Raw genomic sequence first — 14,512 nt, 5'->3', positions numbered from 1 at the left:
ATTCCGTGCATGGCCGCCCCGCACTCCGCACTCACCGCGCCCGGCTCGGTTAATGCCCTGACCGAGCCCGGGCAACGTGGTGTGGTGCGGGTGCTGGGCGGCCCCGGAACCGGCAAGACCGAACTGCTGATCCGCACTGCCGCAACGCATATCGCGGCCGGGACCGATCCGGAGTCGGTGCTGCTGCTCACGGGTTCGGCGCGCCTCGGCAGCCGGGTCCGCGGTGCCATCACCTCGGCGCTGCTCGGCGATTCCGGCCAGGTCACCCGGGAGCCGCTGGTCCGCACCCTGCACTCCTACGCGTTCGCCGTGTTGCGGCAGGCCGCGCAGCGCGCCGGCGACCCGCCGCCGCGCCTGATCACCAGCGCCGAGCAGGACGGCATCATCCGCGAGCTCCTCGCCGGTGATCTCGAGGACGGCGACGATGCCGGGGTGGACTGGCCGCTGCACCTGCGTCCGGCATTGGCCACCGCCGGGTTCGCGACCGAATTGCGGGACCTGTTGGCCCGCTGCACCGAACGTGGCGTCGACCCCGCGGACCTGCGCCGGATCGGCCGCAGGGCCGGACGCCCGGAGTGGGTGGCCGCGGCCCGGTTCGCGCAGGTCTACGAGCAGGTGATGCTGCTCCGCAGCGCCGTCGGCATGGCCGCCCCGCAGGCGACGGTGCCCGCGCTGGGCGCGGCTGAGCTGGTCGGCGCCGCGCTCGAGGCCTTCGCCGTCGATCCCGCCCTGCTCGACGCCGAACGCTCCCGCATCAAGCTGCTGCTCGTCGACGACGCGCAGCACCTCGATCCGCAGGCCGCGCTGCTGGTGCGGGTGCTGGCGGCCGGCGCCCAGCTGACGGTGATCGCCGGGGATCCGAGCCAGACGGTGTTCGGTTACCGCGGCGCCGAGCCGACGCTGCTGTACGGCCCCGACGACCAGCCGCAGGTGGTTCTGACCGAGTCGCATCGGTGTGCACCCGCGGTGGCCGGCGCGGTCACGGCCGTGGCGCGGCGGCTGCCGGGCGTGGATGCGTCACGGACCCTGACGTCGGCGACGACGGACGACCTCGGCTCGCTGACGGTGCGCGTGGCGGGTTCGCCGCATGCCGAATCCGCACTGATCGCGGACGCGCTGCGCCGCGCGCACCTGGTCGACGGGGTGCCCTGGTCGCAGATGGCCGTCATCGTGCGCTCGGTGCCGCGGGCCGGGACGGCGCTGGCCCGGGCGCTGACCGCTGCCGGGGTGCCGGTGCAGCAGCAGGCGGACACCGCGCCGCCGGCACTGCATCCGGCTGTGGGCGCACTGCTCACGGTGCTGGACTGCGTCGCCGACCAGCTGACCGGCGACCGGGCACTGGCCTTGCTGACGGGGCCCATCGGCCGGGTCGACCCGGTGTCGCTGCGCCAGCTGCGGCGCGTCCTGCGCCGCGCCGACGGCAGTGGCCGTGAGTTCGGCGAGCTGCTGACCGAGGCGCTGACCGCCGGCACCGAACGCCCGTTGCCGGATCAGCTGGCCCGGCCGGTGCGCCGGGTGCGCGCCGTCCTCGACGCGGCGCGCCGGGCGGCGACGGCCGGCCAGGACCCGCGGTTCGTGCTGTGGCAGGCCTGGCACACCAGCGGATTGTCGCGACGGTGGCAGGCTGCGGCCGGGCGCCCGGGTGCGGCCGGGGTCGCCGCCGGCGTCGACCTGGACGCCGTCACCGCGCTGTTCGACACCGCCGACCAGTACGTGGCCCGCACCGCGGCGGCCTCCCTCACCGGTTTGATCGACCACGTCCGGGCCCTGTCGTGGTCGGGTTCGACGCCGGAGCGCGCGGAGGCCGCCGAGGTGGCCGTAGTCAGTGCGCATGCCGCGCTGGGACGGGAATGGGATTTCGTGGTCATCGCCGGCCTGCAGGAAGGGCTGTGGCCCAACACCGTTCCGCGTGGGGGGGTGCTCGGGACCCAGCAGCTGCTCGACATCGTCGACGGCGTGGGTGACGTTCGTGGCATGTCGGCCACCGCGCCGCTGCTGGCCGAGGAACGGCGGCTGCTGGTGGCTGCGCTGGGCCGGGCCCGCAACCGGGTGCTGGTGACGGCCGTCGACAGCGACAACGGCGATGAAGCGCTGCTGCCGTCGACCTTCTTCGAGGAGCTGGCGACGCTGGCCGGCGGTCCCGATCCCGACACCGACGAGCTCCCGGTGCACGCGCCCGCCGTGCTGTCCCCGTCGGCACTGGTCGGCCGGCTGCGGTCGGTGGTCTGCGCCCCCGACGGCGCGGTCGAGGAGTCCGACCGGCTCTGTGCGGCAGCACAATTGGCGCGGCTGGCCGAGGCCGGGGTGCCGGGCGCCGACCCGGCGCAGTGGTACGCCAGCACGGAGCTGTCCACTGCCGAGCCACTGTGGTCCGGTGACGACCACGTCGTCACGGTGTCGCCGTCGACCGTGCAGACCCTGACCGACTGCCCGCTGCGCTGGATGCTGGAGCGGCACGGCGGCAGCGACGGCCGCGATCTGCGTTCGGCACTGGGCTCCCTGGTGCACGCCCTGGTCGCCGACTCCGGTCGCAGCGAGGCCCAGCTGCGCGGCGAACTCGAAAAGGTCTGGCAGCACCTGCCTTTCGACTCGAACTGGTACGCCGACAACGAGCTCGAGCGGTACCGCGCCATGCTGGACACCTTCACGACGTGGCGGCAGGAGAGCCGCAGTGAGCTCACCGAGGTCGGCACCGAACTCGAGGTCGCCGGGGTGATCGCCGATGCGGGTCCGCAGGTGCAGGTGAAGGGACGCATCGACCGGCTCGAACGCGACCGCGACGGACGCCTCGTGGTGGTCGACGTCAAGACCGGCAAGAGCCCGGCCACCAAGGCCGATGCCCAGCAGCATGCCCAGCTCGCGCTGTACCAGCTGGCCATCGCGGAAGGCATTGTGTCGCAGGGTGATCAGCCGGGCGGCGGCCGGTTGGTGTATCCGGCCAAACCTGCCAAGGCGGGCGCCACCGAACGCGAGCAGGATCCGATGGGGGAGACGGCGCAGGCGCAGTGGCGGCAGCGGGTCACCGACGCCGCGGCGGCCACGGCCGGGCCGCAGTTCGTCGCGCGCGCCGGCGCCGGCTGCGCCACCTGCCCGGTGCGGGCCATGTGCCCGGCGCAAGGTACGAAGGGTGGATGCCCGTGACGTACAGCCCCGCCGACCTTGCCGAGACGCTCGGGCTGTTCACCCCCACCGACGAGCAGGCCGCGGTCATCGCCGCCCCGCCGGGACCGCTGGTGGTGATCGCCGGCGCCGGCGCGGGGAAAACCGAGACCATGGCCGCGCGGGTGGTCTGGCTGGTGGCCAACGGCTATGCGACCCCGTCGCAGGTGCTGGGGCTGACCTTCACCCGCAAGGCAGCCGGACAGTTGCTGCGCCGCGTGCGTACCCGGCTGGCCCGCCTCGCCGGTTCGGGCCTGTTGGCCGGTGTTTCGCTGGCCGACGAGCACGCCACCGTCAGCACCTATCACGCCTTCGCGGGCACCCTGCTCCGCGAGTACGGGCTGCTGCTGCCCATCGAGCCGGCCACCCGGCTGGTCACCGAAACCGAGATGTGGCAGTTGGCTTTTCGGGTGGTGTCCGATTTCCCGGGGCAGCTGCACACCGACAAGTCCCCGGCCGCGATCACCCAGATGGTGCTGCGCCTGGCCGGTCAGCTGTCCGAGCATCTCGTCGACACCGACGCCGTGCGCGACACCCATCACGAGCTGGAACGGCTCATCCTCACGCTCCCGGCGGGACCGGGCCAGCGCGGTGGGCCCACGCAGTGGCTGCTGAATCTGCTGGCCACCCAGACCGAGCGGGCCGAGCTGGTGCCGCTCATCGACGCGGTGCACCAGCGGATGCGGGATGCGCAGGTGATGGACTTCGGTACGCAGATGTCCGCGGCGGCGCGCTTGGCCGAGGGTTTCCCGCAGGTCGGCGCGCAGCTGCGGGAGCGGTATCGCGTGGTCCTGCTCGACGAATATCAGGACACCGGGCATGCCCAGCGGGTGGCGCTGTCGTCGCTGTTCGGTGGCGGCGTCGACGACCGCCTGGCGCTGACGGCGGTGGGGGACCCGATCCAATCGATCTACGGCTGGCGCGGCGCGTCGGCCACCAACCTGCCCCGGTTCACCACCGACTTCCGGCTCTCGGACGGCTCGCCGGCCCCGACCCTGGAATTGCGGACCAGCTGGCGCAACCCGCCGCGGGCCCTGAAACTGGCCAACGAGGTGTCCGCCGAGGCCCGCCGCCGCAGCGTGAGCGTGCGCGAACTGCTGCCGCGGCCCGGTGCCGAGCCGGGAACCATCCAGTGTGCATTGTTGGATGACGTTGTCGCCGAGCGTGATTGGGTCGCCGATCACCTGGCTCGCCGATACCACGGTGCCGCCGCCGCTGGTGACCCGGTGCCGACGGCCGCGGTCCTGGTGCGCCGCAACGCCGACGCCGCGCCCATCGCCGAGGCGCTGAACGCACGTGGGATCCCCGTCGAGGTGGTCGGTCTGGCCGGGCTGTTGGCCATCCCGGAGGTCGCCGACGTGGTCGCGATGCTACGTCTGGTCGCCGAGCCGACCGCCGGGGTCGCCGCGATGCGGGTACTGACGAGCGCGCGGTGGCGGTTCGGTGCCGCCGACCTGGCCGCGCTGTGGCGCCGCGCCTCGGAACTGGATGTGCCCGACGCCGCGCGGACGTCCGGTTCGGCCGCCGAGCAGGCCGTCGCCCACGTCGCTCCCGACGCCGACCACGCCTGCCTGGCCGATGCGATCAGCGACCCAGGTTCGGCCGACCGCTACTCGCCCGAAGGACACCGTCGGCTGCTGGCCCTGGCTGCCGAGCTGAGCCAACTGCGCGCGCACCTGCATCAGCCGCTGCCCGACCTGGTCGCCGAAACGCGTCGGGTCCTGGGCATCGACGCCGAAACCCGCGCGGCCAGTGGGGTTTCCGAGGGCTGGCGGGGTACCGAGCATCTCGATGCGTTCGCCGATGTGGTCGCGGGCTACGCCGCGCGGCCGGTCACCGACGCCGACGCATCCGCGCCCATCGCCGGACTGCTGGCGTATCTGACAGCGGCCGCCGAGGTCGAGAACGGGCTGGCGCCGGCGCAGGTGACGGTGGCCTCGGACCGCGTGCAGATCCTGACGGTGCACGCCGCCAAGGGGCTGGAGTGGCAGATCGTCGCGGTTCCGCACCTGGTTGCCCGGGTGTTCCCGTCCACCGCGTCGCAGCGCACCTGGCTGACCGACGCGGGCGACCTGCCGCCGTTGCTGCGCGGTGACCGCGCCGAGTTGTCCGAACACGGGGTGCCGGTGCTCGACACGTCCGACGTCAACGACCGGAAGGTGTTGGCGGACAAGATAGCCGCGCACAAGGCCCTGCTCGATCAGCGGCGCACCGATGAGGAACGCCGCCTGCTCTACGTGGCCCTCACCCGCGCCGAGGACACCCTGCTGCTCTCCGGGTACCACTGGGGGACGACGGCCGCGAAGCCGGCGGGGCCATCCGACTTCCTGATCGAGATGCGCGACATCATCGAACGCGCGGCCAATGATGGCGACCCCTGCGGCGAGATCGAGCAGTGGGCACCCGCACCGCCCGAGAGCGCCGTGAATCCGTTGCGCGACAACATCGTCGAATGCGCATGGCCCATCGACCCGGCTGGCGCCCGCCGCGGTGACGTCGACCGGGGCGCGGCCCTGGTCGCGCAGGCGCTCACCGCCACGGGTGATGAGAACTTCGACGACCGCCATGGGTGGTCCGCCGACGTCGATGCCCTGCTGGCCGAACGCGCACGGATCCAGGAGCGCGGTCCGGTCGAGTTGCCGCCCCAGCTGTCGGTCAGCACGCTGGTCGATCTGGGCAGCGACCGGTCCGGCGCGCTGCAACGGCTGCAGCGCCGGCTACCGTCGCGCCCGGACCCGCAGGCATTGCTGGGCACCGCGTTTCACGACTGGGTGCAGCGGTACTTCTCCGCCGAGCGGCTGTTCGACCTCGACGACCTACCCGGTGCGGTCGACGCCGAGCTGGGGCAGGCCGTCGCCGACGAACTGGCCGACCTGCAGGCCGCGTTCGCGCTGTCGGACTGGGCCGCCCGCACCCCGATCGACATCGAGGTGCCGTTCGACATGGTGATCGGCGACCGCGTGATCCGTGGCCGCATCGACGCGGTGTTCGCCGACGCCGATGGGGGCTACACCGTGCTGGACTGGAAGACCGGCGATCCGCCGACCACCCCGGAAACCATGCGCAACAAGGCGATTCAGCTGGCGGTGTACCGGCTGGCCTGGTCGTCGATCCAGGGCGTACCCGTCGATTCGGTGCGGGCGGTCTTCCATTACGTGCGGGCCGGGCAGACGGTGGCACCCACCGACCTGCCCGGCGCCGACGAACTGGCGGCGCTAGTGCGCGTCGGGTGAGTTGCGGTAGACCTTGAGCGCCTGGGTCACCATCGGCACCTGCAGCGGCAACCGGCCCAGGGCGGCGATGCGGGCGGGCCAGCCCTTCGGCCACCACAGCCGGACCATGTTCACGTTCGCGGGGAACACCCCGATGAACAGCGCGACCGCGGCCAGCGCACCGAGCTTGCGGGTACGCGGAATGAGCAGCGCTGCGCCGGCGGCGACTTCGGCGACGCCCGACGCGTAGGTGTAGAACCGGGCAGTGCCCGGCAGTTCTTCCGGAACGATGCCGTCGAACGGTTTGGGTGCGACGAAATGCAGGGTGCCCATTCCGACGAGCAGTGCGCCCATTCGGTATGCGGGGGCCTGGCTGTGGGCGGTGTTATCCGAAGCGCTGGGGGCGGTCATGGTTACATAGTGCTGTGCTGAGCCGTCCCGTGGTGAGCCTCCGCCAGATATTGGCTCGTCGTGGCTCGCGTTAGATTGTCGCGGCGCATGGCCGCCATGGAGCAGAACCTCACCAGCCGACAGAACGCGGATCTGGTTGACGTACTGCAAATCCCGGAGCCGTTCGTCAGCCCGGCCCGCCGGATCGCGCGCCGCGTGATCTATGCGCTGGTGGTGCTCGGCGCGGCGGTACTCGTCGTGTACATCGATCGCGACGGCTACCGCGATGTCCAAGACAACGAGATGTCGCTCCTGGACTGCATCTACTACGCGACAGTGTCGTTGTCGACCACCGGCTACGGCGACATCACGCCTTTCACCCCGAGCGCGCGCCTGGTCAACGTCCTGGTGATCACCCCGATGCGGATCGCGTTCCTGATCGTGCTGATCGGTACGACCGTCGAGACGCTGACCACGCAGTCGCGTCAAGCCTTGAAGATTCAGCGATGGAGGAGCAGCGTGCGCAATCACACCATCGTCGTCGGTTATGGAACCAAGGGCCGCACCGCGGTCCAGGCCATGGTCGGCGACGAGGTCGCACCCGGAGACATCGTCGTCGTCGACGAGAACCCGGCGGCACTGGACCGGGCGCGGGCTGCCGGACTGGTCACCGTGGTCGGCGACGCCACCAAATCGGAGGTGCTGCGCCTGGCCGGGGCACAGCACGCCAAATCCATCGTGGTCGCGACGGACAAGGACGCCACCGCCGTGCTGGTCACGCTGACCGCCCGCGAAGTGGCGCCCAAAGCCAAGATCATCGCGTCGGCCCGCGAGGCCGAGAACCAGCATCTGCTGCGGCAGTCCGGCGCGGACTCGACCGTCGTGTCCTCGGAGACCGCCGGCCGGCTGCTGGGCATCGCGACCCAGACCCCGAGCGTGGTCGAGATGGTCGAAGACCTGCTCACCCCTGACGCAGGCTTTGCGATCTCCGAGCGTGAGGTCGAGGCCAAGGAACTCGGCGGCTCGCCGCGGCACCTGTCGGACATCGTGCTCGGCGTGGTGCGTGGCGGGAAGTTGCTCAGGGTCGATGCCCCTGAGGTCGACGCCCTCGCCGCCGGGGACCGCCTGCTCTACATCCGCAACGCCGAAGTCGAACGGTAGGCGCGGCGATGAGCGATTTCACCCTGCGTAATGTCCCGCTGCTGTCTCGGGTCGGTGCGGACCGGGCCGACACGCTGCGCACCGATGTCGACGCCGCCATCGCCGGCTGGAAAGACGCGCTGCTGCTGCGCGTCGACCGGCGCAACCAGGTGCTGATCTCCGGCGGCCAGGTGGTGCTGGGGCGTGCGGCGGAACTCGGGGACAAGCCCGACGAGCACGCGGTGTTCCTGGGCCGGATGCCCGACGGCCGGCACGTGTGGGGTGTGCGCGGCGCACTCGAAGAACCGGCGGAGCCGTCCGGTCAACCGGTCGAGGTGCTCGACCTGCGCCGGGCCGGGACCATCTTCGACGACATCAGCGCGCAGCTCGTCTCGACCGCGACGGCACTGCTGAACTGGCACGACAGCGCCCGTTTCAGCGCCATCGACGGCGCACCCACCAAGGCGATCAAGGGCGGCTGGGCGCGCGTCAACAGCATCGGTGGCCACGAGGAATTCCCGCGCATCGACCCGGCGATCATCTGCCTGGTGCACAACGGCCACGACCGCGCCGTACTGGCCCGGCAGACGAATTGGCCGGAGCGGCTGTTCTCGCTGCTGGCCGGGTTCGTGGAAGCCGGTGAGTCGTTCGAGTCCTGCGTGGTCCGCGAGATCGCCGAGGAGATCGGCCTCGCCGTCACCGACGTCAAGTACCTGGGCAGTCAGCCCTGGCCGTTCCCGCGCTCGCTGATGGTCGGCTTCCACGCCATCGGCGATCCGGAGCAGCCGTTCGCGTTCAATGACGGCGAGATCGCCGAGGCCGACTGGTTCACCCGGGCCGAGGTGCGCGAGGCGCTCGAGCACGGCGACTGGAACAGCACGTCGGATTCCCGGCTGCTGCTGCCCGGCTCGATCTCGATCGCCCGGGAGATCATCGAATCCTGGGCAGCCCTGTGATTTGTGCACGAAAATCCGCGGCTGGCGCGGAAAATCGTGCACAAATCGCTAGTTCAGCTTGGCTTTGACGTCCTTGATGCTGGGGTTCGTCAGCGCGCTGCCGTCCGGGAACTTCACCGTCGGCACCGTCTGGTTGCCGCCGTTGACCGACATCACGAACTTGGCTGCGTCCATGTCCTGCTCGATGTCGATCTCGGTGTACGGGATGCCTTCGGCCTTCAGCGCGGTCTTGAGCCGCTTGCAGTAGCCGCACCAGGTCGTGCTGTACATGATCAGTGCACTCATAACGCGACTCAACGTATCCGATCGCCGCGTCATGCCGCCCAGCGGTGCCACGTGTGTCACACCCAGCTGCCATGATGTAGGCCATGCCAGCCGAGGCCCCGCCGTCCACGCTCCTCGAGGACCTCGACGACGAACAGCGCGAGGCTGTCCTCGCGCCTCGCGGTCCGGTATGCGTGCTGGCCGGTGCCGGCACCGGCAAGACGCGGACTATCACCCGCCGCATCGCGTATCTGGTGGCCTCCGGCCATGTCGCGCCGAGTCAGGTGCTGGCCGTGACGTTCACCCAGCGCGCGGCGGGTGAGATGCGCAGCCGCTTGCGCAGCCTGGAGCAGGAGATCGACGGCGCCGCCGGCTCCGGGGCCGTGCAGGCCATGACATTCCACGCCGCGGCGCTGCGGCAACTGCGGTACTTCTGGCCGCGGGTGGTCGGCGATACCGGCTGGGAACTGCTCGACAGCAAGTTCGCGGTCGTGGCGCAGGCGGCGAATCGGGCGGGTATCCAGGCCAGCACCGACGACGTGCGCGACCTGGCCGGCGAGATCGAATGGGCCAAGTCGTCCCTGATCAGTCCCGAGCAGTACCCGCAGCAGGTCGCCGCGATCGAGCGGGACATCCCGCTCGACGCCGCCAAGGTCGCCGCGGTGTACGCCGGGTACGAGGGACTCAAGGCCCGCCGCGACGGCTCGGCCCTGCTGGACTTCGACGATCTGCTGCTGCACACCGCCGCCGCCATCGAGAACGACGCCGCCGTCGCCGGCGAGTTCCGTGACCGCTACCGCTGCTTCGTCGTCGACGAATACCAGGACGTCACCCCGCTGCAGCAGCGGGTGCTCAACGCCTGGGTGGGGGAGCGGGACGACCTGACCGTGGTCGGCGACGCCAACCAGACCATCTACTCGTTCACCGGCGCCACCCCGCAGTACCTCCTCGACTTTTCGCGAAGGTTCCCCGATGCGGCGCTGGTCCGTCTGGAGCGCGACTACCGCAGCACGCCCCAGGTGGTGTCGTTGGCCAATCAGGTGATCTCGGCGGCTTCCGGCCGCATGGCGGCCAGCCGGTTGCAACTCATCGGTCAGCGCGATCCCGGTCCGAAACCGGTGTTCCGGGAGCATCCCGATGAGGTTGCCGAGGCCAACGCGGTCGCCGCCGCCATCAAGAAGCTCATCCAATCCGGCACTGCCCCTTCGGAAATCGCGGTGCTGTACCGCATCAACGCGCAGTCAGAGGTGTATGAGGAGGCGCTCACCGCGGCCGGTGTGGCGTTCCAGGTGCGCGGTGGTGAAGGCTTCTTCAGCCGCCAGGAGATCCGGCAGGCGCTGCTGGCGCTGCAGCGCGCCGCGGGACACCAGGGGGATGTCGCCGGCGTCGAGCTGCCGCAGCTGGTCCGGGATCTGCTGGAACCGCTGGGCCTGACGGCCGAGCCGCCGGCGGGTACCAAGGCCCGGGAACGCTGGGATGCGTTGCTGGCCTTGGTCGAATTGGTCGAACAGGAAGTCGCGGTACGCGCCAACCTGGACCTGCAGGGGCTGCTCGTCGAGTTGCGCCAGCGCGCCGATTCCCGGCACCCACCGGTGGTGCAGGGTGTGACGCTGGCATCGCTGCACGCGGCCAAGGGTCTCGAGTGGGATGCGGTGTTCCTGGTCGGTCTGGTCGACGGCACGTTGCCCATCTCGCACGCGTTGTCGCACGGCGCGGACAGCGAACCCGTCGAGGAGGAGCGGCGTCTCTTCTACGTCGGAATCACCAGGGCCAGAGTGCATTTGACCATCTCGTGGGCGCTGGCCCGGGCCGCCGGCGGACGGCAGAGCCGCAAGCCGTCGCGGTTCCTCAACGGGCTGACGCCGCAGAGCCGGCGCGAACCCCAACAGCCGCAACGCAAACGGGGGCCGGCGCCGCGCTGCCGGGTCTGCAATTCGGCGCTGACGACGTCGACCGCGATCCTGCTGCGGCGCTGCGAGTCGTGCCCGTCGAACCTCGATGAGGAGCTGCTCGGCCGGCTCAAGGAGTGGCGCCTGCGCACCTCGCAGGAGATGAAGGTGCCTGCCTATGTGGTGTTCACCGACAACACCTTGATCGCGATCGCCGAGGCTTTGCCGGCCGACAATGCCGCGCTGGTGGCCATTCCCGGGATCGGGGCGCGCAAGCTCGAGCAATACGGCCCGGATGTCCTGGCATTGGTGAACGCGTCCCGTTAGCCCACCTAAATTGCGCCAAACATGACGCAAATTGTGCCAAAACCGCTGGTCAAAAAATCGCTTGTCATATTTCGGTGGTAACGTCTAGCCTCGAAGCCGCAACGAAATCCCGCGAATTCATGACCTGTGAATCCGCAGTCGACCGCTGAGGAGGTGGCCCAGATGATCAATTTTGATGCGTCCCGAGGCGCTGTCCTCGCTGTCGCTGGCCTCCGTGCGCCGTTGACCGATGCTGCCTATGAGGCGGTATCGCGCGTCGGCGTCAGCTGGCATCAGATCGTTGACGTCCCCGCCGTTCCCGCTGCCGCTGCAGCCGCCGCTATGTCGGCGGCACGTCTCGCGACGGCTGGGCATGTCGCCGACATCCCGCAGCGCAAGCGCAACGGCAAGACCTTCGCGTCCGTGAAGCGGGGCACTACTTAGGTAGAGCCCACACAAGCCATCTGGCCACGGACCCGAAACCACCGGATCCGTGGCCATTGTTTTTGGGGCACAACCTCAAAACCACCACCTGGTCACCGATCCATCAGACAGATGAGACGCAAGAAGACCAGGAAGTAGGTGATGAGGACATGACTAGCCAGACTTGCCGACAAAGGCTGGCGGTGCCATGTCATGTCGGCGACCCCGATATGTGGTTCGCGGACAGCCCCACTCAGCTGGAACAGGCCAAGGCGCTGTGCGCCGACTGCCCGATCCGGCGCCAGTGCCTCAGCGAGGCGCTGGAACGTGAAGAGCCGTGGGGTGTTTGGGGTGGGGAGATCCTCGAGCGGGGTGCCGTCATCGCACGCAAGCGTCCGCGCGGTCGTCCGCGCAAGGACGTCGTCGCGGCTTAGGTTCAGCCGCGAGCAGACGTAGAACTGTCCGAAAACCGGTGATTCAGGACAGTTTTACGTCTGCTCGCGAGAGAAACCTAGGGCATGAAGCCCGGAACCAGTTCGGTGGCAATGGCTTTCACGGGGACGTGGGCGTCCAGCTGACAGCAGATCGCCACGGTTGACGCGATCACGCGCAGCGGGATGACCAGGTTCGGCGGCAGATCGAGCTGCCGGGCCATCTTGATCTGGGCCACACCGTTGTCGAGCTGGCCTGCGGCCATTCTCATGATCCACCGGCGCGTGTAGTGGAAGACGTCGGTCTGGATCGGTTCGACGTACTGGCGCAGCATGTCGTCGACCTCGTCGATCGGGACCTGCTCGCCCTTCTGGATGAACCCAGCGTCCTCCATGACCGGAAACAGCTTGTCGTAGTTCTTGTCCCGCGCCAGGCTGATCATTTCGCCGATCGCGGTCGGCAGCCCACCCGGCAGCGGCGCCACCGCGCCGAAGTCGATGACGCCCATCCGGCCGTCGGGCAGCAGCATGAAGTTTCCGGGGTGGGTGTCGCCGTGCATGATCTGCAGGCGGGCCGGCGCGTCGAACGTCAGCTCGGACAGCCGGGTGCCCATCAGGTCGCGCTGCTCGACGGTGCCTTCCCGGATGATGACCGACATCGGGATGCCGTCCATCCACTCCGCGATGACGACCTTCGGGGCGCTGGCGACGATCCCCGGCACCTTGAAGTGCGGGTGGCCCTGGTAGGCCTTGGCGAACGCCCGCTGGTTGTCGGCCTCGAGCCGGTAGTCCAGCTCCATCTCGGTGCGGTCGATCAACTCGTCGACGACGCCCTGGACGTCGGCACCGGGTGCCAGCTGCTTGAAGACGCTGACCAGACGCTGGATGGTCTTCAGGTCCGCGCGCAGCGCCTCGTCGGCGCCCGGGTACTGGATCTTGACCGCGACCTCGCGGCCGTCGGACCAGACGGCCTTGTGGACCTGCCCGATGCTGGCCGACGCGACGGGGGTGTCGTCGAAGGACTGGAACCGGTCGCGCCACTTGGTGCCCAGCTGGCCGTCGAGCATCCGGTGCACCTTGGCCGCCGGCAGCGGCGGGGCGTCCTTCTGCAGCTTGGTGAGGGCCTCGCGGTACGGCTTGCCGTACTGCTCGGGAATGGCGGCCTCCATCACCGACAGGGCCTGGCCGACCTTCATGGCACCGCCCTTGAGCTCACCGAGCACGGTGAACAGCTGGTGTGCGGCCTTGTCCATCAGTTCGGCGGTGACCTCGTCCTTGGGCTTGCCCGCCAGGCGCTTGCCGAAGCCGAGCGCGGCCCGTCCCGCCATGCCGCCGGCCAGGCCGGCGAGTTTCGCGTTGCGTGCCACACTGCCCCGTTTGATATCAGCCACGTTCAACATCATCCACGACGTTGCTGAGTGCACGGCGGCGACATGGCAACGCGTGTTGTCACGGTTTCCGGTCGCACCAGTCACACAGGGGATGACGGGACCATCGGCGCACCACGGTGGTCCGCGAGCCGATGTCGAATTCGAGGGTGGCATCCAGTGTGGGCGGCGGTTTTGCGCGGCATCCGCCGCCACGAATCGCGTCGATCACCTGGTCCACCTGATTGAGCGCCACCGCCGCGGTGGCGAGCACGGTGGCCCGGTCCGCGCTGCCGACGGTGCCCTCGAGTTGGGCGGCCAGCACCGGCCACGACGCGTCGCGGTCACTGCGGTGGAGGTCAGCGCAATTGAGGCAGCTGGTCGCTCCTGGCAGCACGAGCGGGCCGATCAACCCGGTGCCGTCCCGGATCCGCACCGGCAGATGCGGTACCCCGGCGCGGTGCAGGTCGCGCACCAGGCGTCGGTCGGCCACCAGGAAATCCGACAGCACCACCAGATCAGCGCCTTCGCGAGCCACATGCCCGAAGCGACTGGTCCGCACCCGGGCGCCGGAACAGGTCAGGGCGCCGGCCAGTAGGTCCGACAGGGGACCGCTGCCGTGCACGCGCACCGATACCGGTCGGCGGTCAGAGTTCGGCTCCGGCCGCAACAGGCCTGCCGTGCTCAGCGCGCCGAGCAGCCCGGCCCAGCCGTCGATGTCGGTCAGCCCGGCCGCCATCGCGAGCGACTGGCTGCTCTCGACGTCGACGCCGCTCTGCATGCCGCGGAGTAGATCGGCCAGAGCTCCGCCCGACAGCCCGGCCGGTGGCCGAATACCGATGGCGCGCCGTGGGTCCCACCCCAGCTGCACCGTGCCGTCGGGACGTTGCAACACCGGCATGGCCGGGTTCAAGGTCTGACGGGCCGCGGTCATGGCCCAACTGTGCCAATGGCACACCGATTCGGCGAATTAGT

The 14,512-nt window shown here is 69.9% G+C and carries 11 protein-coding genes; 7 read left to right on the top strand and 4 right to left on the bottom strand.

Annotated features, from left to right (window positions below):
* Positions 1-9 precede the first annotated feature (9 nt).
* Both AC1U2B_RS18255 and AC1U2B_RS18250 read left to right on the top strand, forming a co-directional pair.
* The gene (locus AC1U2B_RS18255) at positions 10-3,141 is read left to right on the top strand and encodes an ATP-dependent helicase (RefSeq protein WP_480217884.1); all 3,132 of its coding nucleotides are present in this window, start codon (positions 10-12) and stop codon (positions 3,139-3,141) included.
* Positions 3,132-6,392, top strand: a complete 3,261-nt coding sequence (locus tag AC1U2B_RS18250; RefSeq protein ID WP_480217883.1) for an ATP-dependent helicase — start codon at positions 3,132-3,134, stop codon at positions 6,390-6,392. The genes AC1U2B_RS18255 and AC1U2B_RS18250 overlap by 10 nt, the downstream gene beginning before the upstream one ends.
* Here AC1U2B_RS18250 and AC1U2B_RS18245 read toward each other — a convergent pair.
* Positions 6,375-6,782 carry a DoxX family protein gene (locus AC1U2B_RS18245; RefSeq protein ID WP_480217882.1) on the bottom strand — a complete coding sequence of 136 codons (408 nt, stop codon included), beginning with the start codon at positions 6,780-6,782 and terminating at the stop codon, positions 6,375-6,377. The genes AC1U2B_RS18250 and AC1U2B_RS18245 overlap by 18 nt on opposite strands.
* 60 nt (positions 6,783-6,842) lie before the next feature.
* On the opposite strand from AC1U2B_RS18245, the gene AC1U2B_RS18240 reads away from it, so the two are divergent.
* Entirely contained in the window at positions 6,843-7,922 is a 1,080-nt protein-coding gene (locus AC1U2B_RS18240; RefSeq protein ID WP_043392491.1) for a potassium channel family protein, read from the top strand.
* Between the two features lie 8 nt (positions 7,923-7,930).
* Complete coding sequence (gene nudC, locus AC1U2B_RS18235; protein ID WP_480217881.1) at positions 7,931-8,857, top strand: NAD(+) diphosphatase; 927 nt, start codon at positions 7,931-7,933, stop codon at positions 8,855-8,857.
* Between the two features lie 48 nt (positions 8,858-8,905).
* Here the strand turns inward: nudC and AC1U2B_RS18230 are convergent, their stop codons facing one another.
* The gene (locus tag AC1U2B_RS18230; protein WP_043392495.1) at positions 8,906-9,142 is read right to left on the bottom strand and encodes a mycoredoxin; all 237 of its coding nucleotides are present in this window, start codon (positions 9,140-9,142) and stop codon (positions 8,906-8,908) included.
* 83 nt (positions 9,143-9,225) lie between these two features.
* Between AC1U2B_RS18230 and AC1U2B_RS18225 the strand changes: the two genes are divergently transcribed.
* The 3 genes from AC1U2B_RS18225 (at position 9,226) to AC1U2B_RS18215 (ending at position 12,173) form a co-directional block, all read left to right on the top strand.
* Positions 9,226-11,337, top strand: a complete 2,112-nt coding sequence (locus AC1U2B_RS18225; RefSeq protein WP_480217880.1) for an ATP-dependent DNA helicase UvrD2 — start codon at positions 9,226-9,228, stop codon at positions 11,335-11,337.
* Positions 11,338-11,499: 162 nt separating this feature from the next.
* Positions 11,500-11,760, top strand: a complete 261-nt coding sequence (locus AC1U2B_RS18220; RefSeq protein WP_131630703.1) for a hypothetical protein — start codon at positions 11,500-11,502, stop codon at positions 11,758-11,760.
* Positions 11,761-11,909: 149 nt separating this feature from the next.
* A complete protein-coding gene (locus tag AC1U2B_RS18215; protein WP_043392947.1) occupies positions 11,910-12,173 on the top strand; it encodes a WhiB family transcriptional regulator in 264 nt (87 codons plus the stop codon).
* 77 nt (positions 12,174-12,250) lie between these two features.
* Here the strand turns inward: AC1U2B_RS18215 and AC1U2B_RS18210 are convergent, their stop codons facing one another.
* Both AC1U2B_RS18210 and AC1U2B_RS18205 read right to left on the bottom strand, forming a co-directional pair.
* Complete coding sequence (locus AC1U2B_RS18210) at positions 12,251-13,570, bottom strand: macrolide-binding ATPase MABP-1 (protein ID WP_480217879.1); 1,320 nt, start codon at positions 13,568-13,570, stop codon at positions 12,251-12,253.
* 49 nt (positions 13,571-13,619) lie between these two features.
* Positions 13,620-14,471, bottom strand: a complete 852-nt coding sequence (locus AC1U2B_RS18205; protein WP_480217878.1) for a bacteriocin biosynthesis cyclodehydratase domain-containing protein — start codon at positions 14,469-14,471, stop codon at positions 13,620-13,622.
* Positions 14,472-14,512: the final 41 nt, after the last annotated feature.

The organism is Mycolicibacterium sp. P4_G11 (genome assembly GCF_056555145.1).
This window is presented reverse-complemented; position numbering and strand designations above follow the sequence as displayed.

Bases quoted from the DNA above. Each gene is read 5' to 3' on its own strand.
- AC1U2B_RS18255 (WP_480217884.1), top strand. From the start codon at position 10: ATGGCCGCCCCGCACTCCGCACTCACCGCGCCCGGCTCGGTTAATGCC.
- AC1U2B_RS18250 (WP_480217883.1), top strand. From the start codon at position 3,132: ATGCCCGTGACGTACAGCCCCGCCGACCTTGCCGAGACGCTCGGGCTG.
- AC1U2B_RS18245 (WP_480217882.1), bottom strand. From the start codon at position 6,782: ATGACCGCCCCCAGCGCTTCGGATAACACCGCCCACAGCCAGGCCCCC.
- nudC (WP_480217881.1), top strand. From the start codon at position 7,931: ATGAGCGATTTCACCCTGCGTAATGTCCCGCTGCTGTCTCGGGTCGGT.
- AC1U2B_RS18230 (WP_043392495.1), bottom strand. From the start codon at position 9,142: ATGAGTGCACTGATCATGTACAGCACGACCTGGTGCGGCTACTGCAAG.
- AC1U2B_RS18225 (WP_480217880.1), top strand. From the start codon at position 9,226: ATGCCAGCCGAGGCCCCGCCGTCCACGCTCCTCGAGGACCTCGACGAC.
- AC1U2B_RS18220 (WP_131630703.1), top strand. From the start codon at position 11,500: ATGATCAATTTTGATGCGTCCCGAGGCGCTGTCCTCGCTGTCGCTGGC.
- AC1U2B_RS18215 (WP_043392947.1), top strand. From the start codon at position 11,910: ATGACTAGCCAGACTTGCCGACAAAGGCTGGCGGTGCCATGTCATGTC.
- AC1U2B_RS18210 (WP_480217879.1), bottom strand. From the start codon at position 13,570: ATGTTGAACGTGGCTGATATCAAACGGGGCAGTGTGGCACGCAACGCG.
- AC1U2B_RS18205 (WP_480217878.1), bottom strand. From the start codon at position 14,471: ATGACCGCGGCCCGTCAGACCTTGAACCCGGCCATGCCGGTGTTGCAA.